This window comes from Pedomonas mirosovicensis, from assembly GCF_022569295.1.
GTDB classification, from domain to species: domain Bacteria; phylum Pseudomonadota; class Alphaproteobacteria; order Sphingomonadales; family Sphingomonadaceae; genus Pedomonas; species Pedomonas mirosovicensis.
Genome location: NZ_JAKFIA010000001.1, coordinates 1,433,453 through 1,455,001, shown reverse-complemented (window position 1 = coordinate 1,455,001; position 21,549 = coordinate 1,433,453). Strand labels below are relative to the sequence as shown.

Here is a 21,549-nt window from a genome sequence, read left to right as displayed (position 1 = left end):
CTCGTGCGCGGAGGCGCACAAGTAGAGATTATGCAGAGGGATCTATAATCTCCTGCACCCCCTGTTCATTTTTCGGGCCGCGCCTGTCACCAGCTCCCGAGCCATCCGCCACTCACATTGAATGATTTTAGGGAGCGTCTTCATCTCCTCTCCAGCCCGCACGACGGCCGGGACCGGGCGCGGCCTGAAAATGCCGGGAGGTTGCCAGGCGGGTCCGCGACCCTCCTATGAGCCTGTAATTCAAACCAAAAGAAAAGCGCGGCCCCGAAGGACCGCGCTTATCCGTTCTTGCCGGAGCGGAAAGCCCGAACCGCTCAGCCGATTGGCAGCAGGGCCGCCGCGATACGCCGGTTTTCGGCCACCAGCACGTTATAGGTGCGGGCAGCGGCGCGGCTGTCCATGAAATCCACCGCCAGGCCGGTGGCCCGCAGTGCGTCCAGCAGGCTTGCGGGCGGGCGGGCCATGGTCGGCCCGGTGCCGATGAGCAGCACCTCGATGGGCGGCTGCTCGCTCGTCACCAGCTGGAAGTCCTCCACCCGGGCGTCGGCGAGGTTCGTGACCGGCCAGGTTTCCACCCGTTCTGGCGTCACGATCACGCCGCCCTGATGGGCGATGCCGCCCACCCGGTAGCCGCCGGCCGTGTAACCCTGGATCGACAGGGCTCCCTGACGCGGCGGCGTGGCTTCCAGCTTCGCCATCAGAGCGCCGCCTTGCCGGTCTTTTTCAACCTTGCTGTCGCCCTTGCCTTCCTCATTGGCGAGGAAGGTGTGCGGGCCGACCTTCATCCAGATCAGCAGCGGCGCGGCCACGTAGATGGACGAGAAGGTACCGATGACAACGCCCAGCAGCATGGCGGCGGTGAAGCCGCGAACCACCTCGCCACCGAAGATCAGCAGCGCCAGCAGCGCAAGCCCCGTGGAGAGCGAGGTCATGATGGTGCGCGACAGCGTCTCGTTGACCGTGAGGTTGAGCAGCGGCTCCATGTCCATCTTGCGATACTTCCGCAGGTTCTCGCGAACGCGGTCGTAAACGACGACGGTATCGTTGAGCGAGTAGCCGACCGTGGTCAGCAGCGCCGCCACCATGTTGAGGTCGAACTCCATCTGGGTCAACGCCAGGAAGCCGAAGGTGATGGCAACGTCGTGCACGAGGCTGAGCAGCGCGCCGACGCCAAACTGCCATTCGAAGCGGAACCAGATGTAGATGGCCACCGCCAGCATGGCGAGGCCGATGGCCAGCGACGCGTCGGTGAGCAACTCGCCCGACACCTTGCCGCCCACGGATTCCACGCGGCGGAAGCTGACGCCGTCGCCGTAATCAGCGGTCAGCGCCTCCTTCACCTTGGCGACGGCCGCCTGCTGGCCCTTCTCGCCGCCTTCCTGCTGGGGCAGGCGAATGGCGATCTGCCGGTCGCTGCCAAATTCCTGCAGGCTCACGTCGCCCAGATCCAGCCGGTTCAGGTCGCCGCGCATGTCGTCAAGGTCGGGGGCCTGGGTGAAGCCCACCTCCATGAGGATGCCGCCCTTGAAGTCGATGCCGAAGTTGAGGCCCCGCACCGCCACCAGCGCGATGGACGCGATGATGAGCAGCACCGAAAGGGCCGTGGCCACATACTTCCACTTGAGGAAGTTGATGTTGGTGTTGTCGGGGATGAGCTTGAGAAGCATGGATCATCCCTCCCCTTACAGAACCAGCTTGGCCGGGCGCGCGCGCTTCAGCCACAGCACGTTGAACATGCGGCACACGGTCACGCCGGTGAACACCGAGGTGACGATACCGATGGTGAGCACCACCGCGAAGCCTTTGACCGGGCCCGAGCCGAACCACATCATCAGCGCCGCCGCGATCACGTTGGTGATGTTGGCGTCCCAGATGGCGCGACTGGCCTCGCGATAACCGGCATCCACGGCATTCAGAGTGCTCCGGCCATTCCGAAGTTCCTCGCGGATGCGCTCGAAGATGAGCACGTTGGAGTCGACCGCCGTACCGATGGTGAGCACGAGGCCTGCGATGCCCGGCAGCGTCAGTGTTGCGCCCAGAAGCGACATGATGCCGATGATGAGGATGACGTTCAGCACCAGCGCCGCGTTGGCGAACAGGCCGAACCGGCCGTAGGTCATGAACATCAGCGCCAGCACGACGACCGTGCCGATGATCGAGGCGATCATGCCCGCGCGGATCGAGTCGGCGCCGAGGTCCGGACCCACGGTGCGCTCTTCCAGAATCTGCAGCGGAGCCGGCAGCGCGCCGGCGCGCAGCAGCACGGCCAGGTTGTTGGCCTGCTCCACCGTGAAGCCGCCCGAGATGATGCCCGAGCCGCCGAGGATGGGCTCGTTGATCCGCGGGGCCGAGATCACCTCGTTGTCGAGGATGATGGCAAACGGCTTGCCCACATTCTCGGTGGTTGCCTGGCCGAAGCGGCGGCCGCCCGTCGTATCGAAGCGGAAGGAGACGACCGGCGCGCCCTGATTGTAGCTGGGCTGGGCATCGGCCAGTTCCTCGCCGGAGATGATGACCCGGCGGCGCACGGCGATCTTCTGCTCCGGCGCATCCTGCATCGGCAGCAGCTCGGTGCCCGGCGGCACGCGGCCGCTGGCGATATCCTCCGGCCGGACGTCCGTGTTGACCAGCTTGAACTCAAGCTTGGCGGTCTTGCCGAGGATTTCCTTCAGCTGGCCGGGATCCTTGAGGCCCGGCACCTGAACGAGGATGCGGTCATCGCCCTGGCGGACGATGGTCGGCTCGCGGGTGCCCATCTCGTCGATACGGCGACGCACGATCTCGATGGACTGGGCAACTGCCAGCCGCTTGCGCTCGGCAATGCCCGCCTCCGTCAGCTGCACCGTCACGCGGGTGCCGTCGCTGACCGAGACGTCCATGTTGCGCTGGCCGGAGAAGCTGCCGCCAACCGGCTGGGAAAGGCCGCGCATGGCCTCCACCACCGCATCGACATCCGTCGGGTCGCGGACGAGGAAGCTGACAGCGGTTGCTCCCCTCTCGAAATCTCCGTAGCCGATGCGCCCGCCATCCGCGCGCTTCGTCTCGCGCAGGGTGGTGCGGACAGAGTCCTCCAGCGTTTCAATTTGCTGCTTCACCACGGCCTGCGTGTCGACGGCCAGCAACAGGTGCGAGCCGCCGCGCAGATCAAGGCCCAGGTTGACGTGCTTGTTGGGCAGCCAACTCGGCCAGCGGGCCACCTGGGCTTCGGGAAACAGGTTCGGCAGGGCGAAAAGCGCGCCAACAATCAACGTCAGCGTGATCGCCCAGATCTTCCAGCGAGGGAAATCCAGCATGGTCGGGGCCGATGGCCTGATTATTTCTTGACGTCGTCGTTGGCCGGCTCGCCCTTGGCGCGCACCTCAGCCAGCGTCGACTTCACAACCTGCACGCGGACGCCTTCGGCGATTTCCACCTGCACTTCCGTCTCGTCAACGCGGGTCACCTTGCCGACGAGACCGCCGGAGGTCACGACCTTATCGCCGCGCTTCACGTTGTTCACCATCTCGCGATGCTGCTTCATCCGCTTCTGCTGCGGGCGAATGAGGAAGAAGTAGAAGATGACGAAGATCGCGATCAGCGGCAAAAGCTGCATGAAGGGGTTGGCGCCGCCAGCAGCGGCCCCGGTCGCGGTTTGGGCGTATGCAGTAGAAATGAACATCGTCCACGGTTTCCAATTGGTCAGAGATGTGGCGGCGACTATACAGACGACACCCCATTTCGCAATGTTTGACGACGGCGCGGCTCCATGAGGGGCCTTTGCCGCCGGTTCACCCGTTGCGGGGCAAGCCTGGCAAATGGGGATGGACCAAGTGACGAGCAAGTGCCAATGACCGAAATCCTCCCCCTTCTCGCCCGCATTGCCGATGCGCTCGACCGGCTCGCGCCGCCGCCTGCGCCGGAGGTCGACCTGACCGCCTATCCCGCCTACGTGTGGGACGGGGCGCACCAAACCTTCCAGCCGGTGACCGCCATCTCCCGCGTGCCGCTGGACATCCTGAAGGGCGTGGACACGCAGAAGCAGCTGCTGCTGGAGAACACCCGCCGCTTCGCGCAAGGCCTGCCCGCCAACAACGCGCTGCTGTGGGGCGCGCGCGGCATGGGGAAAAGCTCGCTGGTCAAGGCCGTCCAGGGCCACCTCCTCACCGAGGAAGGGCTGGACTTTGCCCTCGTCGAGATCCACCGGGACGACATCGAAACCCTGCCCCAGCTCATGCGCCGCCTCGGCCAGGCGCAACGCCTGTTCCTGCTCTACTGCGACGATCTGTCCTTCGATGCGGGCGACAGCCGCTACAAGGCGCTGAAGGCCGTGCTGGAAGGCGGGCTTGAGGGCCGGCCAACCAATTGCCTGTTCTACGCCACCTCCAACCGCCGCCACCTCATCCCGCGCGACATCATGGAGAATGAGAAGCGGGACGCCATCAATCCCCGCGACGTGGTGGAGGACAAGGTCTCCCTCTCCGACCGCTTCGGCCTGTGGATCGGCTTCCACTCCTGCGATCAGGACAACTTCCTCGCCATGATCGAAAGCTACATCGCCTACTACAAGCTGCCGATCAGCATGGAAGACGCCCGCCCCAAGGCCATCGAATGGGCCGCCACCCGCGGCTCCCGCAACGGCCGCGTCGCCGCCCAGTTCATTCAGGACCTGGCAGGCAGCCTCGGCGTGCGGCTCGCGTGAGTTTGGAGTGAGTTATTGTTTTTGCAGAGGGGCTTACCCCTCTGCACTCCCTTCACTTTGTCGGGCCGCGCCCTGCATGAACGGCGCGCTTGCTGAGATTTCAGGGTTCTGGAACGCGCCCTTCATCAGCCGTCTTGCTCCCCCGCCCATCCAAGGCGCGTCCCTTTAAAACGAATGGGGGATCGGAAGGGGGACCGCGTCCCCCTTCCATCTTTAGTTTGTGTACCTTCCATCACCCCACCACCAGATCGAGCGCGATCAGCGTCATCATCACGGCAATGAGGCCGTCCAGCACGCGCCATGCGGCAGGTTTGGCGAACAGCGGCCGCAGCAGTCGCGCGCCGTAGCCAAGCGCGAAGAAGAACAGGAACGAAGCGGACATCGCCCCGAGGGCGAAATTGACCTTGTGGCCGTCGTACTGGGTGGAGATCGAGCCCAGCAGCACCACGGTGTCGAGGTAGACGTGCGGGTTGAGCCAGGTGAAGGCAAGGCACGTCAGCAGGGTTGCGCCGAGCCCCAGCCCGGCCTCCTCCGCCGGGTTGAGGCTGCCGCCGCTCCGCAGGGCCGAAAGGAGGCTCCGCGCAGCGTAGAACAGCAGGAACGCCGCGCCGCCGTAGCGCATCACCGGCTCCAGCCATGGCAACCCGGCGATGATCGCGCCGAACCCGGCAACGCCCACGCTGATGAGCGCCGCGTCGGATAGGGCGCAGACAAGGCACACCGGCAGCACATGCTCCCGCCGCAGGCCTTGGCGCAACACGAAGGCGTTCTGCGCGCCAATCGCCACGATCAGCCCCAGCCCCAGCATCAGGCCCGCGCCATAGGCCCCAAGGTTCTCACCGCTCGTCATCCGCCTCTCCTTTCGCGGATTGACTAGCCGGGTTACGCTTCTTAGGAAAACTAAAGTTTCTAAGCTTGATTAAGCAAAACTAATCCATGCTCGACTATGCCAGCCTGGAAGCCGTGGCCGCCGTGGTGCAGACGGGCAGCTTCGAAAAAGCCGCCCGCCAGCTCGGCATCACCCCCTCCGCCGTCTCCCAGCGGGTGAAGCTGCTGGAGGAGCGGCTGGGGGCCGTCGTCATCGTGCGCGGCCAGCCCTGCACCGCCACGCCCCTCGGCACCCGCCTCTGCCGCCACGTGGAAAGCGTCGGCCTTCTTGAGCACGGCCTTCAGGCGGACCTTGGCGGCCTGCTGCCCGGCCGCCGCCCGGCGACGCTGCGGATCGCCGTCAATGCAGACAGCCTCGCCACCTGGTTCATCGACGCCATGGCCGCAACCGATGGCCTGCTGTTCGATCTGGTGCTGGACGATCAGGACCACAGCGCGGACTGGCTGCGCCGCGGCGAGGTCAGCGCCGCCGTCACCGCCCACGCCGAGGCGGTGCAAGGGTGCAGCAGCCGCCCGCTCGGGGCCATGCGCTTCCTGGCGACCGCCAGCCCGGCCTTCATGCAGCGCTGGTTTGCAAACGGCATCGACGACACCGCACTCGCGCAGGCCCCCTGCCTCTGCTTCAACGCCAAGGACGCGCTCCAGGCCCGCTGGATCGCCAGCGCGACCGGCCAAACCATCGCGCCGCCCACCCACTGGCTGCCCTCCAGCCACGCCTTCGTGGATGCCGCTCTCGCCGGCCTCGGCTGGGGCATGAACCCGGAACCGCTCGCCCGCCCCCACCTCACCGCCGGGCGCCTGGTCGAACTCCAGCCCGGCACCGCGCTCGACGTGCCCCTGTTCTGGCAGTGGTCCCGCGCCATCGAGGACGCCCTCGCCCCCATGACCACCGCCGTCCTCACCGCCGCCAGCCGCCATCTGGCGCAGTAGGTTTTCATGTTAGTCATTTGTATTTTATGATTTTTTGCAGGAGGGACTTGTCCCTCCTGCACCTCCCTTTCGTTTATCGGGCCGTGCGCGGCATGAAGGGCGCACCTTCTGGATTACGGATTATTGGAACGCGCCCCCGTTCATCCAAGGCGCGGCCCTATAAAAACAAATGGGGGATCTGAAGGGGGACCGCGTCCCCTTCCATTCCTAACTTTCATTTCTTATCCCCCTTCTCCTCGCGGCGCTGTTCGTCCAGCTTTTCCTGCGCTTCCTGGGCTTCCTTGCGGGCGTCTTCGCGGGCCTCCTTGGCAGCCTTGCGCTGCTCTTTGGCGCTGTCGGCTTCGGCGGCCTTGTCGGCGGCTTTCACCTCGGCGCTGTGAGCGCCCGCCAGCACCGGCGTGCAGTTGGTGTCCTCCTCCTCGCCGATATCGAGGAAGGCGAGGATGGCGGCAAAGGGCGTCGCCGCCACACCCAGCGCCGCGCCTGCGCCGCCCCGCGCCAGCAGCTCGCCCGAGATGGGGTTGATGGCGGGCTGGGCGAAATAGCCTTGCAGGCCAATGGGCGATTGGGCGGAGAACAGGCTCGGCTTTTTCGAATCCGCCTCGATTTCCAGCCCCAGCCGCTCGTCGCGGAAGGCAAAGCCGCCCCGGCCGCGGATTACCGCGCGCTCCGTATCGATGAGGATGGGGTCGGCCACGGCCTGCCCGTCCTTCACCGTGAAGCCGATGAGGCCGCAGCGGATCTCCGCCGGTTCCTTCAGGTCATCGGAAATTGCCGCTTCAAGGAAGCCGCCGATGTCCAATTCCACCAGCTCATTATTCCGCACCCACAGCGTGCCCTGCGGCAGGATCAGCACGATGCGCCCGTTCGATGAGCCCAGCGACTTCCGCACCGTGTCGCCAAACCCGCGCAGTTGCAGCCGCCCGCGCAGGGTGCCGGTGGTGCCGTCCGCCAGCGCCCCGAAGGGCTCAAGCAGGCGCGACAGCCGGACCGGGGACAGGCGCAGGTCGTAGTCGGTTACCACCTGCTCCTGGCGCGCATCGATGTTCACGTAGGCGGTCAGCCGCCCTCCCGCCAGATCGATCGCCACGGGGTCCAGCCGCAGCAGCCTGTGGTTGAGCGACAGGGTGAGGTCGAGCTGGTTGATGGGCACGTTGCCCGTATCCACGCTATCGGCGCGGTAACGCACCTCGGCGTCGAAGGTGCCGAGGGATTCCGTGGCCAGCGTGGCGTTGGGCAGAAGCCAGGGCCGCCCGCCCTCCACCGTGATTGCGCCCTTGCCGCCCTGCTTGTCGAGCCGCTGGGGATCATAGCCGATCCACGGCCCCACATCGATGATGTCCAGCTTGCGGCTTGTAAGATCCGCCTCCAGCTTCAGCCGCTCCCCGGTGCGGACGGACAGCGTGCCCGCGATGTCGCTGTCGCCGAACCGCCCTTTGAGGTTTCGCACCCGCCACACATCGCCGTCCTTGCGGGCAATGCCCGCGACGTCATAGCTGCGGGTATCCGGCACCACGACGCCGATGAGCGAGAACGGCGCGGCCAGCGTGCGCCCGCGCGAGGCCACCCTGAACTCCACCCCGTCGAGCGTGGTGGTGCCCGGCACCTCGCCCGCCACCGTGACGTGGGAGCCCGCCACATCCACCTCCAGCGTCATCTTCTGCCGCCCGCCCCCGGTCAATTCGCCCGTCTGGCTGCGCCATGTGGCGTCGATCTTGAACGGCAGGCCGTGGGAGCGCCCGGTGCCTCGCGCCCGCAGCGGCTGATCGAGCGCGTTGTCGGTTACGTCCACGTCGCCGATCCGCATGTCCAATGCCATGTCCGCCTTGCGGTCGTCATAGCGCACGCGGCTGTCCACCACCCGCGCCGCCGCGATCTCGGGCATCTCGAACGGCTTGTCCGTCTCCTCCCGGCCCAGATCCCACGAGGCCCGGCCGGTCCTGTCCCGCACCAGATTGGCATTGCCCCGCACCAGATCGAGGCTCCGGAACTTCACGTCGCCCACGAACAGCGGCAGCACGCGAATGGAAGCATCCAGCCGCTCGGCGCGGAACAGGGCGTTCTTGCCCTGCGCCTGCTTGCCGACCCACGGCGGATTGCTGATGGAGAGGTTCTCGGCCCGCAGCCGCACGTGGGGGTCGAGGTAAAGCTGGAAGTCCCCGCCCACCATCACGGTGCGGCCGGTCATCCGGCTGGCCAGCGACGTGGCCGGTTCTTTGAGAAAGCTGCCCTTGGTGATGTAGAGCACCACAAACAACAGCAATATCAGGCCCGCCAGGCTCGCCAGAGCGATGGCGATCCCCTTGCCGATCCGTCGCCATGGGACTGCGTTGCTCACGCCTTTAGAACGGTGGCGACCCGGCCTCGTTCCATTGGCGACCCAGCATCACTGGCCCGCAAACGGAAACGGGCCGGCCCGCATGGGGCCAGCCCGTCCCTGTATTCGTTTCAACTTCCGGGCGCTTCCCGCGCCCTGTCTCCAGGCGGAGACGCCGGGGCTTACTTGCCCAGCTTGAAGTTGCCGAAGCGCTTGTTGAAGCGGGAGATCATGCCGCCATGATCCATGACGCGCTGGTTGCCGCCGGTCCAGGCCGGGTGCGACTTCGGATCGATCTCGAGGACCATCGTGTCGCCTTCCTTACCCCAGGTGGAGCGGGTCTGGTAGGTGGTGCCATCGGTCATCTGGACGGTGATGGTGTGGTAATCCGGGTGAATGTTCTGCTTCATGGCGTGCCTCGCTTCGGCTGGTTGCCGACCAGTCCGTCTGAAAGAAAGCGGGCTTCTACAAGAAGCGGCAGGGCGACGCAAGGGGGCGGCGCAATGCAGGGAAGTTTCTATGAAAAGGCAAACGCCTTCCCCGCCATCCGCCGGCCGTTCTGCGGCAAAAGCGAATCTGGCGCGATTCTGCGTGCTTGGCTATACGCACGCAACCTGCTGCGACGCATCGGCCCGGGTGTTTCCAGCGTGATTGTGCTCCTGTAGCGAGGCTGATAAGGGTGCGCGCATGACCGACCAACCCTCCGCTCCCCTCCCGCTCCCCTCGGTCGCCGCCTGTCGCAGTTGCAGACCGTGTGGCGTTTTGTTCAGCGTTATCCGGGCCACCTGACCGTTGCCATCATCGCGTTGCTGGCGGCCTCGGGCGCGACCCTCGCCATTCCGCAGGGCTTCCGCTACGTGGTGGACCACGGCTTCGGCGCGAAGGACCCCAACGCCATTACTCCCTACTTCCTTGGGCTCCTCGGCATCGTCGGGGTGCTGGCGGTGGCAACGGCGCTGCGCTTCTACTGCGTCACCTGGCTGGGAGAGCGGGTCATCGCCGACCTTCGGGCCGCCGTGCACCGGCACCTCCTGACGCTCTCGCCCCAGTTCTTCGAGGTGAACCGCCCGTCCGAGATCGCCTCGCGCCTCACGGCGGACACCACCATCATCGAGCAGGTGGTCGGCACCTCGGTTTCCATGGCGCTGCGGAACCTTATTACCTGCGTGGGCGGCGTCATCCTCCTGTTCATCACCAGCCCCAAGCACGCGGCGCTGCTGATGCTGGTCATCCCCGCGACGGTCATCCCCATCATCATTCTGGGCCGCAAGGTGCGGACGCTCTCCCGCTCCAGCCAGGATGCGGTGGCGGAAGTGGCAACGCTGGCCGACGAGGCGCTGGGAGCCATCCGCGTCGTCCAGGCCTTCACGCAGGAGAAGCGCGAGTCCCAGCGGTTCAGCACCATCGTCGAGGGCGCGTTTGCCGCTGCCCGCCGCCGCTTCACCGCCCGCGCAGCTCTCACGGCGCTGGTCATCCTGCTGATCTTCTCCGCCATCACCTTCGTGCTGTGGGAAGGCGCGCGGGACGTGATTGCCGGCAACCTCTCGGGCGGGGCCATCACCGCCTTCGTGCTGTGGGCGGCGCTCGTTGCCGGCGCCATCGGCTCGCTGACCGAAGTGTTCGGTGACGTGATGCGCGCTGCCGGCGCGGCCGGCCGCCTGTCGGAGCTGCTGCGGGCCGATCCCATCATCACCGCCCCCGCCCAGCCGGTCGCCCTGCCCGTGCCCCCCGCGCGGCGAGGTCGAGTTCGACCATGTGAGCTTCGCCTATCCCACCACCACCGACGCCCCGGCCCTGCACGACCTGCACCTCTCCATCCGGCCGGGCGAGACCGTGGCGGTCGTCGGCCCCTCGGGCGCGGGCAAGTCCACCCTGTTCCAGCTGATCCAGCGCTTCTACGATCCGCAGAAGGGCGAAATCCGCATCGATGGCGTGCCGCTCCCGCAGGCGGACCCGCAGGAGTTGCGCTTGCGGCTGGCCGTGGTGCCGCAGGAAACGGTGATCTTCGCCGCCACCGCCTATGAGAATATCCTCTATGGCCGCCCCGACGCCACCGAGGCGGAAGTCTGGGCAGCCGCCGAGGCCGCCAACGCCGCCGAGTTCCTGCGCGCCCTGCCGCAGGGCATCCACACTTACCTTGGCGAGTCCGGCGTGCGCCTCTCCGGTGGCCAGCGCCAGCGCCTCGCCATTGCGCGGGCCATCCTGCGCGATGCGCCTATCCTGCTGCTGGATGAAGCCACCTCCGCGCTCGACGCCGAGTCCGAACGGCTGGTGCAGAAGGCGCTGGAGCGGCTGATGGAAAAGCGCACCACCCTCGTCATCGCCCACCGGCTGGCGACGGTCGTTCGCGCCGACCGCATCATCGTGCTCGACAAGGGGCGCATCGTGGCCTCCGGCACTCACCAGCAGCTGCTGGCCGAAGGCGGCCTTTACGCCCGCCTCGCCAACCTCCAGTTCGATACGGCTGCCGAGGCGGTGAGCTGATCTTTCGCCCGATCCATCACGAAGCTGGAGCCTGCTGTTCCCGCCGCCGCCTGCCCGGCAGAATGCCGGAGGCCCGCAGCGCCCACCACACGGCAACCGGCTGGAAGGCAAGCCGCACCCAGTAATACCAGCTTGCCCCCGGCAGGCCGCTGACCGACAACCCCTCCACGGCGTTGCGGATATTCGCAGGGAAGACGCACACGAAGTAGACCGCCAGCAGAGCCCCGGCGAGTCGCCGCGTCCGGGGCAGCAGCAGCCCGATCGCCCCTGCGATTTCGCACAGGCCAGTGAACAGCACGATCAGGTCAGGCCGAGCCAGCACCTCGGGCACCATGGGGATGTACCGCTCCGGCACCAACAGATGGTCGACCCCGAAGAACAACAGCGCGGCGCTCATTCCCCAGCGCATACATGCCGCCTGCTCCATAAGGGCGCGTATTCCAAACAGCCGCCCCACAAGAGCAGCAACGAGCGCACCAACCACAAGAAACCCAAAGAACAGCATTGCGTCCCTCCCTCCAGCCCAAGCGGTCCGTGCGGACCTTATGTTGACACCGTATACATAGCCCAATTGTGTACAGTGTCAACATACGGAAGGCACCTGCTGCCTGCTTGCTTCAGGCGCCAGCCAAGTGGATGCGATGAGGGCAGATCGCAACGAAGGCCCACGCCGTGGGGGGGCATGGCAGGGCCTTGCGGGAAAGAGCGGGGTCAGCAAGGAATGGCAGGCAGCGCCACTCCGTCTGGGTTCAGCGGGCCGCAGGCGTTGTTGCGGCCAGCGCCTCGGCCAACTGGGCGCGGATGGCCTTGAGTTCGGCCACCAAGGCGCCGCTCCGCTGTCGTGCGGCGGGCGCAGCTTCAGCAAACTCTGCCGAGCGTTTAGGAGCGGCACTCTCCACGGCGCGCTCCAGCGTGGCTTCGGCCATCTCGACCGGCATCACAGCCACGGCGGCTGCAATATCCTTGGGCGCGGTGCCGGCATTATCATCGCTGGCTGGTCCGGCAAACGCCGGGGCGCTCGCCTGCGCCAGTTCGGCGGACAGCGCCGCCGCGTCCACGGCGGGCGTTTCCCCGGCAGCCGAGGCAGCGGAGGCCACGTCTGCGGGTGCACTCTCGGCATCCGCATCACGACCGGCCTCGGCAACCGCTTCGCCTTGGGCTTCCGGCTCGGCTCTAGGCGCGGCCTGCGCCGACACGTTGTCATCCGCCGCGCCATCCGTGGCAACAGCGGCCAGGGCCAACGGCACCGGCCCTTCGCTGCCCATCAGCGCTTCCACCAGCGGCCGCGCGCCCTGCTCCTTCAGCAGCTTCTGCGCGCCCTTGATGGTATAGCCTTCCACGTGCAGCAGGCGATGAATGACCTGGAGGAGTTCGATATCTTCCGGACGATAGTAACGCCGGTTGCCACCCCGCTTCAGCGGCTTGACGGCGGGAAACTTGGTCTCCCAGAACCGCAGGACATGCTGGGGCACGCCAAGGCTTTCGGCCACCTCGCTGATGGTGCGATAGGCTTTGGCTGACTTTCCCTCACTCATTCCCGCAATGGTCCTCACGCTGTAACCGTTATCCGGCAGCCTGCAATCAGGCCGCGGTCAGGAAAATCCTAAAGGATCGGGTTGAAGCGCCGGCAATGTCCAGATGGCCGGGGCCCCATGGGCCCCAGGCCACTGCTCAGTCGCTTGCCCCGCCGCTGCCGCTGTTGATGCGGTCGCGCATCACCTGGCTGGCCTTGAAGGTCAGCACCCGGCGCGGATCGATCGGCACTTCCTCGCCGGTCTTGGGATTGCGACCGACGCGCCCGCCCTTCTGGCGCAGGACGAAGCTGCCGAAGGAAGAAAGCTTCACATTCTGACCCGACACCAGCGTATCGGAGATCAGAGCGAGCACCTGCTCGACGAGCGCAGCGGACTCAGCCCTCGACAGACCGATTTCCTGATAGACGGCCTCGCTCAAGTCGGCGCGCGTGACTGTATTGCTGGACATGACGTCGCCTTTGCCCTTCTGTCACCACCGAAGTAGTGAATCCTACATGACTGGACTGTGAATAACAACGCCGGCCGAATGTTCCGGTGCCAATGGCTGGGCCGAAAAACCCTTTATCCCCAACGCACCAGCGCGCCGCCCCAGGTGAATCCACCGCCCATTGCCTCCAGCAGCAGCAGATCGCCCGGCTTGATCCGCCCGTCGCTCACCGCCGCGTCCAACGCCAGCGGCACCGAGGCCGCCGAAGTGTTGGCGTGCTGGTCGACCGTCACCACCACCTGGTCCATGGAGAGGCCCAGCTTCTTGGCCGTGCTCTCGAGAATGCGGCGGTTGGCCTGGTGCGGCACCACCCAATCGATGTCTTGCGGCTCGAAGCCGGCCTCGTCCAGCACCTCGCCCACCACCGAGGCCAGATTCTCGACGGCGTGGCGGAACACCTCCCGCCCCTTCATGCGAAGATAGCCGGTGGTGCGGGTGGAGGACGGACCGCCATCCACATACAGCATGTCGCGATAGCGCCCGTCCGAGTGAAGGCGGCTGGCCAGCACGCCCCGGTCGGTGTGGATGTCCTCGGCCGGCGCCGCCTTCAGGACGACTGCGCCCGCGCCGTCGCCAAACAGCACGCAGGTGGTGCGGTCCTGCCAATCGAGAATGCGGCTGAAGGTCTCCGCGCCGATCACCAGCGCCACCTTGGCCTGACCGGCGCGCACCATGGCGTCGGTGACGGACAGGGCATAGATGAAGCCCGAGCACACGGCCTGCACGTCAAACGCCGCGCCCTGGGTCACGCCCAGCTTGCGCTGCACCTGCGTCGCCACGGCCGGGAAGGTATCGTCAGGGGTGGCGGTCGCCACCACGATCAACTCGACTTCGGATGCGTCGACACCCGCTTTGGCGAGCGCTCGCTTGGCGGCCTCGGTCGCAAGGTCGGAGGTCTTCTCGTCATCCGCCGCCACGTGGCGCTGGCGAATGCCGGTTCGCTCCACAATCCATTCGTCAGAGGTCTCGACGATCTGGGCCAGATCCTCGTTGGACATCACGCGCTGTGGCAGATATGAGCCGCAACCGATGATCCGGGACCGCAACGCGCCGCTCATGCATCCTCCGTGGGCGCCGCCGGCGTCGCGCGGAAGTTTTCCAGGTCCTGCGCGATCCTGCGGCTGATATCATCCGTAATCAAATCATAGGACAGACTGATGGCCGCCGCCATGCCTGCGGCATTGGCGCTGCCATGGCTTTTTACCACAAGCCCGTTCAAACCCAGAAATACGGCGCCGTTATGGTTGTTTGGGTCCAGGTGGGACCGCAGCGCCCTGAGCCCGCCACGGGCGAGCACATAGCCAAGCTTGGTCCACAGGGAATGGAGGAAGGCCCGGCGCAACAAGCCGGAGATCAGCTTGGCGGTGCCTTCGGCGGTTTTCAGCGCGATGTTGCCGCTAAAGCCGTCGGTCACAATGACATCGACATCGCCGACGCCGATCTTATCGCCTTCGGTGAAGCCCACGAATTCCATGGGCAGATCCGTATCGCGCAGGCGCGCGGCGGCTTCCTTCAGGTCGTCCGTGCCCTTCAGCTCCTCCTCGCCGATATTGAGGAGGGCGACCTTGGGCCGGTTGAGCCCGAGGACGGTGCGCGCAAAAGCCGCACCCATGACAGCGAACTGAACCAGGTTTTCAGCCGAACATTCCGTATTCGCCCCCAGGTCCAGCATCACCGATTCCGAGCGCATGTTGGGCAGCAGCGCCACCAGCGCCGGCCGGTCGATGCCTTCGTTGGTCCTGAGGATGAACTTGGCCATGGCCATGAGCGCGCCGGTATTGCCGGCGGAGACGGCGGCTTGCGCCTGCCCGTCCTTCACCGATTGAATGGCCATGCCCATGCTGGACGTACGGCTACGACGCAGCGCTTGGCTCGGCTTGTCCGAACCAAGAACCACGTCGTCCGTATGGATAATCTCGGAAGCGGCCTCAAGCTTTGGGTATTGCTTGAGGACCTTCCGGATTTCATCTTCGCGGCCGAATATCAGGTACCGGATCTCCGGAAACCGGACACGGGCAAGCTCCGCCCCGGCGAGGACCACGGTTGGCCCATGATCGCCGCCCATGGCGTCGAGCGCGATCGTCGGACCCTGAGCCATTCTAAGATTCTGAGCCGCTAGAACCTAACGTCAGGCCGACGCCTCGGTGATGACCTCACGGCCGTCGTAGTGGCCGCAAGCACCGCAGACATGGTGCGGCAGCTTCAGCTCGCCGCAGTTGGAGCATTCCTGATGGCCCACCGGCTTCAGGGCATGGTGGCTCCGGCGCATGTTGCGACGGGACGGAGTGGTTTTTCTCTTGGGTACTGCCATGGCACACCTAAAAAATGTCTTTTCGGGCCGGGAAACCCGGCCGCTCACATGAGCGCGCGACAATACTCATTCAGCGGCCAGATTCAACCCTTGTCAGCGGGATTATTGCGTTTTTGTGCAAGCCCCGAGAAGGGGGAACGCGCCAGGCGATCCTCTTCCTCGGTCAGAAGGAACTGGCGAACCTCGGCCAGCTGCTCATCCGAGGCGCGGGGGTAAGGATCCAGCGCCAGGGCCAGGGTTTCCGCGATGGCCTCGCCGACATCGAGGGAATCCCCTTCCAGAGGCAGCACGTCGAGGTCGCCCTCGCTGAGCTCAATCTCTTCTTCGGATTCCTCAACGTCGGGCGAGAACTGCAGTTTCAGGGCCTCTGAAACCTTCTGCTCCACCGGGTTGCTGGAGATGACGCAGGTCTGCACCACCTCCGCCGCCAGCTCGCCGGTCATAAGGAAGCCGGTTCCAGAGGGCTTGATCTCCACCTCGGCGTGCAGGCTCTTCACCTCGGGGATCTGGAAGCGCCGGGCGAGCGCCTCGCGCTCCCTCGGGGTGGCATCGACCACCATTCTGAGGCCATGGGCGGGAATCTTGCCCGTCTCGACCGGGCGGGACATCTCCGGTGGAATCATGCCGGTCTCGGTCATGGCCGCTCCTCCCCAAGTTGTCCGCGCTTCAGGTTGTCGAGGCTGAGCGCCGCGAACCGGGCATCGAGCGCGCGGGTGCGCTCCACCAGCCAGTCCAGCGCCTTCGGCCCCGGAGTCTCGCCCCGGTAGGCATTCCGTACCAGGGCGGCGGGCAGCTCGGCCGGGTCCTGCGAGGCCAGCGCGCCCTCGTAGGCCTGCTGGCGGCCATTCAGGGCCGAGACCATCTTCTGCACCTGCTTGCCGACCGAAAGGTCGCCCACGCCCATCTCGCGCAAGCTGTTGTCCATGTCGTCAACGAACAGCTCCAGAAGGCCCTTGGAGAGCGGCACGCCCGCCTCGCCTTCCTTTTTCAAACGCGCGAACGCCAGCGACAGTGCCAGCGCCAGGATGTCGAACCGGCCATCCACCGTGTCGGGCACCTGCCCCCGCGCATACCAATCCGGCTGGCGCACCAGATGAACCAGCGCCTCATAGAGGGTTTCGGCCTGCCGGCGCTTGCCGGAGTGTCCGAGGAAAGACTTGAACCAGCTCAAGGGAACGCTTCCTTATCGAATTCAGAAGTCCGGGCCTGCATCCGTTGCCAGATGCTTGCCCCGGCGCTCACAGGCGGATATGCAAGGCTCTTGATCCATCGTCAACGCGACGACAACGGAGATCGAGTCGATTATGCTGCATGGCCTTGCCAAAACCCTGCTCATCGCCGCCATTGCGGCCAGTACGGTAAGCTGCACCCGGATCAAGGACACCAAGGGTTACCTTGCCGACCCGCAGCTCGTCGCCGCCATCCAGCCGGGCATCGACAATAAGGAATCGGTCAGCCACACCCTGGGCCGGCCGTCGCTGCAGTCGGAGTTTGACCCGAACACCTGGTACTACGTCTCGCGTCAGACCGAGCAGCTCGCCTTCCTCAACCCGAAGCCGGTGAAGCACGAGGTGCTGGTCATCAACTTCAACGACAAGGGCGTGGTCTCCAAGGTCGAGAAGCTGGGCATGGACCAGATCGTCCATGTCGATCCGTCCAATGACAAGACGCCGACCCGCGGCCGCGACATCTCCGTGTGGGACCAGCTGTTCGGCAACATCGGCCGCTTCTCGCCGGCCAGCGGCACGCCGCAGCAATAAGCCCGGCAAGGCATGGGAGGCGCGCGCGCCTTCCGGCCAAGCGCCTGATTTTCCAAGCCGGTTTCCTGCCCGCCGGCAAAAAATTGCAGAAAAGAGAATTACGGTATTGGCAGGATCGGCTGGGGTTGATATAGACCGCGCCGAGTTTCGGGGGGCGCCGAGACGGAAACGCCAAGGCCCCTTATTCCCCGGTAGCTCAGCGGTAGAGCAACCGGCTGTTAACCGGTTGGTCGCTGGTTCGAATCCGGCCCGGGGAGCCACTTACGCGAAGGCCCAGATGATACGCTCATCTGGGCCTTTGTCGTATTCAGGTGTCGTATTTGGGACCCCTGCCCTGCCCGCCGCCGCAGGCCGCAAATTCCAAGCCCCTATTTATCCGCACGAATCACCGGCAAGAAAAACGGCGACCCCAAGGGGCCGCCGCGCAAGTTCGTCTGGTTGCAGTTGAGAGGCTGCTACTGGAATACGAGCGAAGTCAGCCTTTCCATTCGCCCGAAAGCATCCTGATGATGGCGGAGAAGTCCTTCCCTGCCCCGCCCAGGCCGTTGAAGATGGAATAGAGCGATTCCGCCTCCGCCCCCCAACGGGGTGGGCGCGCTCACCTGCTGCGCCGCCTCCATGGCAAGCCGCAGGTCCTTCAGCATCAGCGCCGCCGCGAATCCGCCCTCGTAGTTGCGGTTGGAGGGCGCGGCCGGCACCGGGCCGGGCACCGGGCAATAGCTCGTCACCGACCAGCACTGGCCGGACGCCTTGGAGGTGATGTCGAAGAACCGCTGCGGATCCAGCCCCAACTTCTGGGCGAGGTTGAAGGCCTCGCAGGTGCCGATCATGGAAATGCCGAGCAGCATGTTGTTGCAGATCTTGGCGGCCTGTCCCGCGCCCGCATCGCCCGCGTGGATCACCGCCTTGCCCATCTTCGCAAGAAACGGCTCGGCAGCGGCAAAAGCCTCTTCCGTGCCGCCCACCATGAAGGTGAGCGTGCCCGCGCTGGCCGCTGCAACGCCGCCGGAGACCGGCGCGTCCACCATCACGAAGCCCTTGGCGGTGGCGGCTTCCACCACGCTGCGGGCCGTCGCCACATCAATGGTGGAGCAGTCCATCATCACCATGCCGGGCCGGGCGGCGAGGAACACCTCGGTCTCATACACCTGCCGCACGTGCTTGCCCGCGGGCAGCATGGTGACGACCGCATCGGCCTGCGCCACGGCGGCAGCCACGCTTTCCGCCTGCTCGCAACCCTGTTCGACAACCCTTTCCAGATTGGCGGGCAACAGATCGTAAGCCAGCACCCGGTGCCCGGCCTTGGCCAGGTTGACGGCCATGCCGCCGCCCATGTTGCCGACGCCAATGAATGCAATCGTCGCCATCGCTTACCCCCTCAGCATCTCGCGCGAGATGACCACGCGCATGATCTCGTTGGTCCCCTCGAGGATCTGGTGCACGCGCAGGTCGCGCACGATCCGCTCGATCTCGTAATCCTTCAGGTAGCCGTAGCCGCCATGAATCTGCAGCGCCTCGTTGGCGACGCGGAAGCCTGTATCGGTGGCCAGGCGCTTGGCCATGGCCGAGAGCTTGGACTTGTCCGGCGCGGCGGCATCAAGCGCGCAGGCCGCCCGGTAGAGCAGCAGGCGCGCGGCCTCCAGCTCGGTCGCCATGTCGGCCAGCTTGAACTGGTTCACCTGAAAATCGGCAATCGGCTTGCCGAACTGCTGGCGGGTGCGGGCGTATTCGATCGCCCGGTCGAGCGCTTCCTGCGCGCCGCCCAGCGAGCACGCGCCGATGTTGATGCGCCCGCCGTCCAGCCCGGACATGGCGATCTTGAAGCCCTGCCCTTCCTCGCCGAGGCGGTTGGCCACCGGCACCCGGCAGTTATCGAAGTTGACGATGCCGGTTGGCTGGGCGTTCCAGCCCATCTTCTTCTCGTTGGCGCCAAAAGAGAGGCCCGGCGTGCCCTTCTCGACGATCAGCGTCGAGATGCCCTTCGGCCCCGCCTCGCCGGTGCGGACCATCACCACATAGATATCAGAATAGCCCGCGCCCGAGATGAACGCCTTGGAGCCGTTCAGCACATAATGGTCGCCATCCCGCTCGGCGCGGGTGCGAAGGCTGGCGGCGTCCGAGCCCGAAGACGGCTCGGTGAGGCAGTAGCTGGCGATCAGCTCCAGCGGGGCAAGCTTCGGCACCCAGTGGCGGCGCTGCTCCTCGCTGCCGTAGGTGTCGATCATCCACGTCGCCATGTTGTGGATTGAAAGAAACGCCGCGTGGCTCACGTCCCCCGCCGACAGCGCCTCGAAGATCAGCGCCGCGTCCAGCCGGGTCAGCGCCGAGCCGCCCACGTCCTCCCGCGCGTAGATCGCCCCGAAGCCGAGGCTTCCCGCTTCCTGCAACACGCTGCGATCCAGCGTCTTTTCCTCGTCCCAGCGCATGGCGTTCGGCCGCAGGCGCTCGCTTGCGAACTTGCGGGCCATGTCCTGAATCATCACCCGGTCTTCGGACAGCTGAAAATCCATTGCCGTGACCAACCCTTTTCGAGAACCGTTACTCTGCAAATACGTCCGGCCCGCCGCCGGGGCTACATTGACCCTCTTGCGGCAAGGCCGGACGCCTCCCCAAAACTTCGCGCGCCCCCGGCTCTTACCGCATCGTCGGGATGACGAAGGACTGGTCGCCCACGTCACCCACCGGCCAGCGCTGGGTCACCGTCTTGATCTTGGTGTAGAAGCGCACGCCTTCCATGCCATGCTGATTGGTATCGCCAAAGGCCGAGCGCTTCCAGCCGCCAAAGGTGTGGTAGGCCACCGGCACCGGGATCGGCACGTTGATGCCAACCATGCCCACGTTCACCCGCTGGGCGAACTCCCGCGCCGCGTTGCCGTTGCGGGTGAAGAGGGCAACGCCGTTGCCATACTGGTGCCTGCTCGGCAGCTCGATCGCCTCGTCCAGCGTCTCGGCGCGCACCATCTGGAGCACCGGGCCGAAGATCTCTTCCTGATAGCTCTTCATGCTCGGCTTCACATGGTCGAACAGCGACGGGCCGATGAAGAAGCCCTTCTCATAACCCTGAAGCTGGAAATCGCGGCCGTCCATCAGCAGCTCGGCGCCCTCGTCCACCCCCATCTGGATGTACGACTTGATGCGCTCGCGATGCGCCGCCGTCACCACCGGGCCATATTGGGCTTCGGGATCAGTGGAGGTGCCCACCTTCAGCTTCTGCACTTCGGGGATGAGGCGCTCCAGCAGGCCGTCCGCCGTCTTGGCGCCCACCGGCACCACCACCGGCAGCGCCATGCAGCGCTCGCCCGCCGAGCCGTAGGCGGCGCCCACCAGGTCGCGCACCACCTGATCGAGGTCCGCATCCGGCAGCACGATACCGTGGTTCTTCGCGCCGCCCATGGCCTGCACGCGCTTCCCTGCCGCCGCGCCGCGCTGGTAGACATAGTGGGCGATGTCGGAGGAGCCGACGAAGCTCACCGCCTTGATCTCCGGGTGGTCGAGGATGGCATCGACCGCCACCTTGTCGCCGTGCACCACGTTCAGCACGCCTTCCGGACCGCCCGCCTCGAGGAACAGCTCGGCCAGTCGCACCGGCAGGGACGGGTCCCGCTCCGACGGCTTCAGGATGAAGGTGTTGCCGCAGGCAATCGCCACGCCGAACATCCACATCGGGATCATGGCCGGGAAGTTGAACGGGGTGATGCCCGCCACCACGCCCAGCGGCTGGCGCATGGAGAACACGTCGATGCCCGGCCCCGCGCCTTCGGTGAACTCGCCCTTCTGCAGGTGCGGGATGCCGCAGGCGAACTCGATCACCTCAAGCCCGCGCTGCACGTCCCCGCGCGCGTCGGCCAGCACCTTGCCGTGCTCCAGCGAGAGCATCTCGGCCAGCTCGTCCATGTGCTGTTCGACCAGCGCCTTGAAGTTGAACATCACCCGCGCGCGCCGCTGCGGGTTGAGCGCCGCCCACGCCGGGAAGGCCTTCGCCGCCGCCTGCACGGCAGCATTCACCTCATCCTCGCTCGCCAGCGCGACGTGGGCCTGCACCTCGCCCGTGTTCGGGTTGAACACGTCGCTGAACCGGCCGGACGTGCCCGCCACGCTCTTGCCGGAGATGAAGTGGGTGATGTTCCGCATGGCTGGTCTCCCCTTCGCCAGAAAGTCG

Annotated in this window: 20 protein-coding genes, 1 tRNA gene and 2 pseudogenes; 6 read left to right on the top strand and 17 right to left on the bottom strand. The window is 65.8% G+C overall.

Annotated elements, in window-relative coordinates:
• Positions 1 to 314: 314 nt before the first annotated feature.
• Genes secF through yajC form a run of 3 tightly spaced genes read right to left on the bottom strand, consistent with a single transcriptional unit; the run spans position 315 to position 3,658 of the window.
• A complete protein-coding gene (gene secF, locus L0C21_RS06980) occupies positions 315 to 1,667 on the bottom strand; it encodes a protein translocase subunit SecF (RefSeq protein WP_259277671.1) in 1,353 nt (450 codons plus the stop codon).
• A 15-nt stretch (positions 1,668 to 1,682) separates the two neighbouring features.
• Positions 1,683 to 3,293: a protein translocase subunit SecD gene (secD, locus tag L0C21_RS06975; RefSeq protein ID WP_259277670.1), complete on the bottom strand. Its 1,611-nt coding sequence runs from the start codon at positions 3,291 to 3,293 to the stop codon at positions 1,683 to 1,685.
• Positions 3,294 to 3,313: 20 nt separating this feature from the next.
• Entirely contained in the window at positions 3,314 to 3,658 is a 345-nt protein-coding gene (gene yajC, locus L0C21_RS06970; protein WP_259277669.1) for a preprotein translocase subunit YajC, read from the bottom strand.
• 168 nt (positions 3,659 to 3,826) lie between these two features.
• Between yajC and L0C21_RS06965 the strand changes: the two genes are divergently transcribed.
• The gene (locus L0C21_RS06965; RefSeq protein WP_259277668.1) at positions 3,827 to 4,678 is read left to right on the top strand and encodes an ATP-binding protein; all 852 of its coding nucleotides are present in this window, start codon (positions 3,827 to 3,829) and stop codon (positions 4,676 to 4,678) included.
• A 232-nt stretch (positions 4,679 to 4,910) separates the two neighbouring features.
• On the opposite strand, the gene L0C21_RS06960 is transcribed toward L0C21_RS06965, so the two are convergent.
• On the bottom strand, positions 4,911 to 5,528 hold the full coding sequence (locus L0C21_RS06960) for a LysE/ArgO family amino acid transporter (RefSeq protein ID WP_259277667.1): 618 nt from the start codon (positions 5,526 to 5,528) through the stop codon (positions 4,911 to 4,913).
• 86 nt (positions 5,529 to 5,614) lie between these two features.
• Here L0C21_RS06960 and L0C21_RS06955 point away from each other — a divergent pair, with 86 nt between their 5' ends.
• The gene (locus L0C21_RS06955) at positions 5,615 to 6,496 is read left to right on the top strand and encodes a LysR family transcriptional regulator ArgP (protein WP_259277666.1); all 882 of its coding nucleotides are present in this window, start codon (positions 5,615 to 5,617) and stop codon (positions 6,494 to 6,496) included.
• Between the two features lie 214 nt (positions 6,497 to 6,710).
• On the opposite strand, the gene L0C21_RS06950 is transcribed toward L0C21_RS06955, so the two are convergent.
• Both L0C21_RS06950 and rpmE read right to left on the bottom strand, forming a co-directional pair.
• A complete protein-coding gene (locus L0C21_RS06950) occupies positions 6,711 to 8,834 on the bottom strand; it encodes an AsmA family protein (RefSeq protein WP_259277665.1) in 2,124 nt (707 codons plus the stop codon).
• A gap of 161 nt (positions 8,835 to 8,995) precedes the next feature.
• On the bottom strand, positions 8,996 to 9,223 hold the full coding sequence (gene rpmE, locus L0C21_RS06945) for a 50S ribosomal protein L31 (RefSeq protein WP_259277664.1): 228 nt from the start codon (positions 9,221 to 9,223) through the stop codon (positions 8,996 to 8,998).
• A gap of 93 nt (positions 9,224 to 9,316) precedes the next feature.
• Between rpmE and L0C21_RS06940 the strand changes: the two genes are divergently transcribed.
• Both L0C21_RS06940 and L0C21_RS06935 read left to right on the top strand, forming a co-directional pair.
• Entirely contained in the window at positions 9,317 to 9,478 is a 162-nt protein-coding gene (locus L0C21_RS06940) for a hypothetical protein (protein WP_259277663.1), read from the top strand.
• 69 nt (positions 9,479 to 9,547) lie between these two features.
• Positions 9,548 to 11,297 (top strand): annotated as a pseudogene (locus tag L0C21_RS06935) (ABC transporter transmembrane domain-containing protein).
• Between the two features lie 16 nt (positions 11,298 to 11,313).
• Here L0C21_RS06935 and L0C21_RS06930 read toward each other — a convergent pair.
• The 8 genes from L0C21_RS06930 to L0C21_RS06895 form a co-directional block, all read right to left on the bottom strand.
• Positions 11,314 to 11,802: a DoxX family protein gene (locus L0C21_RS06930; protein WP_259277662.1), complete on the bottom strand. Its 489-nt coding sequence runs from the start codon at positions 11,800 to 11,802 to the stop codon at positions 11,314 to 11,316.
• Positions 11,803 to 12,046: 244 nt separating this feature from the next.
• A complete protein-coding gene (locus L0C21_RS06925) occupies positions 12,047 to 12,832 on the bottom strand; it encodes a MerR family transcriptional regulator (protein ID WP_259277661.1) in 786 nt (261 codons plus the stop codon).
• 136 nt (positions 12,833 to 12,968) lie between these two features.
• The gene (locus tag L0C21_RS06920) at positions 12,969 to 13,280 is read right to left on the bottom strand and encodes an integration host factor subunit alpha (RefSeq protein ID WP_259277660.1); all 312 of its coding nucleotides are present in this window, start codon (positions 13,278 to 13,280) and stop codon (positions 12,969 to 12,971) included.
• A 113-nt stretch (positions 13,281 to 13,393) separates the two neighbouring features.
• Positions 13,394 to 14,377 carry a beta-ketoacyl-ACP synthase III gene (locus L0C21_RS06915; RefSeq protein WP_310593358.1) on the bottom strand — a complete coding sequence of 328 codons (984 nt, stop codon included), beginning with the start codon at positions 14,375 to 14,377 and terminating at the stop codon, positions 13,394 to 13,396.
• Positions 14,374 to 15,417 carry a phosphate acyltransferase PlsX gene (gene plsX / locus L0C21_RS06910; protein WP_259277659.1) on the bottom strand — a complete coding sequence of 348 codons (1,044 nt, stop codon included), beginning with the start codon at positions 15,415 to 15,417 and terminating at the stop codon, positions 14,374 to 14,376. Before plsX ends, L0C21_RS06915 begins: the two co-directional genes overlap by 4 nt.
• A gap of 30 nt (positions 15,418 to 15,447) precedes the next feature.
• Complete coding sequence (rpmF, locus tag L0C21_RS06905; protein ID WP_259277658.1) at positions 15,448 to 15,630, bottom strand: 50S ribosomal protein L32; 183 nt, start codon at positions 15,628 to 15,630, stop codon at positions 15,448 to 15,450.
• Between the two features lie 83 nt (positions 15,631 to 15,713).
• The gene (locus L0C21_RS06900; protein ID WP_259277657.1) at positions 15,714 to 16,268 is read right to left on the bottom strand and encodes a YceD family protein; all 555 of its coding nucleotides are present in this window, start codon (positions 16,266 to 16,268) and stop codon (positions 15,714 to 15,716) included.
• Complete coding sequence (locus L0C21_RS06895; RefSeq protein ID WP_259277656.1) at positions 16,265 to 16,801, bottom strand: ubiquinol-cytochrome C chaperone family protein; 537 nt, start codon at positions 16,799 to 16,801, stop codon at positions 16,265 to 16,267. Before L0C21_RS06895 ends, L0C21_RS06900 begins: the two co-directional genes overlap by 4 nt.
• Before the next feature lie 133 nt (positions 16,802 to 16,934).
• Here L0C21_RS06895 and L0C21_RS06890 point away from each other — a divergent pair, with 133 nt between their 5' ends.
• Both L0C21_RS06890 and L0C21_RS06885 read left to right on the top strand, forming a co-directional pair.
• Complete coding sequence (locus L0C21_RS06890; RefSeq protein ID WP_259277655.1) at positions 16,935 to 17,390, top strand: outer membrane protein assembly factor BamE; 456 nt, start codon at positions 16,935 to 16,937, stop codon at positions 17,388 to 17,390.
• A gap of 185 nt (positions 17,391 to 17,575) precedes the next feature.
• Positions 17,576 to 17,650: transfer RNA gene (locus L0C21_RS06885), tRNA-Asn, on the top strand.
• A 215-nt stretch (positions 17,651 to 17,865) separates the two neighbouring features.
• On the opposite strand, the pseudogene mmsB reads toward L0C21_RS06885, so the two are convergent.
• The 3 genes and pseudogenes from mmsB to L0C21_RS06870 form a co-directional block, all read right to left on the bottom strand.
• Positions 17,866 to 18,757, bottom strand: a pseudogene (gene mmsB, locus L0C21_RS06880) (3-hydroxyisobutyrate dehydrogenase).
• Between the two features lie 3 nt (positions 18,758 to 18,760).
• On the bottom strand, positions 18,761 to 19,900 hold the full coding sequence (locus L0C21_RS06875) for an acyl-CoA dehydrogenase family protein (RefSeq protein ID WP_259277654.1): 1,140 nt from the start codon (positions 19,898 to 19,900) through the stop codon (positions 18,761 to 18,763).
• Positions 19,901 to 20,024: 124 nt separating this feature from the next.
• On the bottom strand, positions 20,025 to 21,521 hold the full coding sequence (locus tag L0C21_RS06870) for a CoA-acylating methylmalonate-semialdehyde dehydrogenase (RefSeq protein WP_259277653.1): 1,497 nt from the start codon (positions 21,519 to 21,521) through the stop codon (positions 20,025 to 20,027).
• Positions 21,522 to 21,549: the final 28 nt, after the last annotated feature.

Excerpts from the sequence above, each read along its gene's own strand:
- secF (WP_259277671.1), bottom strand. The coding sequence starts at position 1,667 with ATGCTTCTCAAGCTCATCCCCGACAACACCAACATCAACTTCCTCAAG.
- secD (WP_259277670.1), bottom strand. The coding sequence starts at position 3,293 with ATGCTGGATTTCCCTCGCTGGAAGATCTGGGCGATCACGCTGACGTTG.
- yajC (WP_259277669.1), bottom strand. The coding sequence starts at position 3,658 with ATGTTCATTTCTACTGCATACGCCCAAACCGCGACCGGGGCCGCTGCT.
- L0C21_RS06965 (WP_259277668.1), top strand. The coding sequence starts at position 3,827 with ATGACCGAAATCCTCCCCCTTCTCGCCCGCATTGCCGATGCGCTCGAC.
- L0C21_RS06960 (WP_259277667.1), bottom strand. The coding sequence starts at position 5,528 with ATGACGAGCGGTGAGAACCTTGGGGCCTATGGCGCGGGCCTGATGCTG.
- L0C21_RS06955 (WP_259277666.1), top strand. The coding sequence starts at position 5,615 with ATGCTCGACTATGCCAGCCTGGAAGCCGTGGCCGCCGTGGTGCAGACG.
- rpmE (WP_259277664.1), bottom strand. The coding sequence starts at position 9,223 with ATGAAGCAGAACATTCACCCGGATTACCACACCATCACCGTCCAGATG.
- L0C21_RS06940 (WP_259277663.1), top strand. The coding sequence starts at position 9,317 with ATGCAGGGAAGTTTCTATGAAAAGGCAAACGCCTTCCCCGCCATCCGC.
- L0C21_RS06930 (WP_259277662.1), bottom strand. The coding sequence starts at position 11,802 with ATGCTGTTCTTTGGGTTTCTTGTGGTTGGTGCGCTCGTTGCTGCTCTT.
- L0C21_RS06925 (WP_259277661.1), bottom strand. The coding sequence starts at position 12,832 with ATGAGTGAGGGAAAGTCAGCCAAAGCCTATCGCACCATCAGCGAGGTG.
- L0C21_RS06920 (WP_259277660.1), bottom strand. The coding sequence starts at position 13,280 with ATGTCCAGCAATACAGTCACGCGCGCCGACTTGAGCGAGGCCGTCTAT.
- L0C21_RS06915 (WP_310593358.1), bottom strand. The coding sequence starts at position 14,377 with ATGAGCGGCGCGTTGCGGTCCCGGATCATCGGTTGCGGCTCATATCTG.
- plsX (WP_259277659.1), bottom strand. The coding sequence starts at position 15,417 with ATGGCTCAGGGTCCGACGATCGCGCTCGACGCCATGGGCGGCGATCAT.
- rpmF (WP_259277658.1), bottom strand. The coding sequence starts at position 15,630 with ATGGCAGTACCCAAGAGAAAAACCACTCCGTCCCGTCGCAACATGCGC.
- L0C21_RS06900 (WP_259277657.1), bottom strand. The coding sequence starts at position 16,268 with ATGACCGAGACCGGCATGATTCCACCGGAGATGTCCCGCCCGGTCGAG.
- L0C21_RS06890 (WP_259277655.1), top strand. The coding sequence starts at position 16,935 with ATGCTGCATGGCCTTGCCAAAACCCTGCTCATCGCCGCCATTGCGGCC.
- L0C21_RS06875 (WP_259277654.1), bottom strand. The coding sequence starts at position 19,900 with ATGGATTTTCAGCTGTCCGAAGACCGGGTGATGATTCAGGACATGGCC.
- L0C21_RS06870 (WP_259277653.1), bottom strand. The coding sequence starts at position 21,521 with ATGCGGAACATCACCCACTTCATCTCCGGCAAGAGCGTGGCGGGCACG.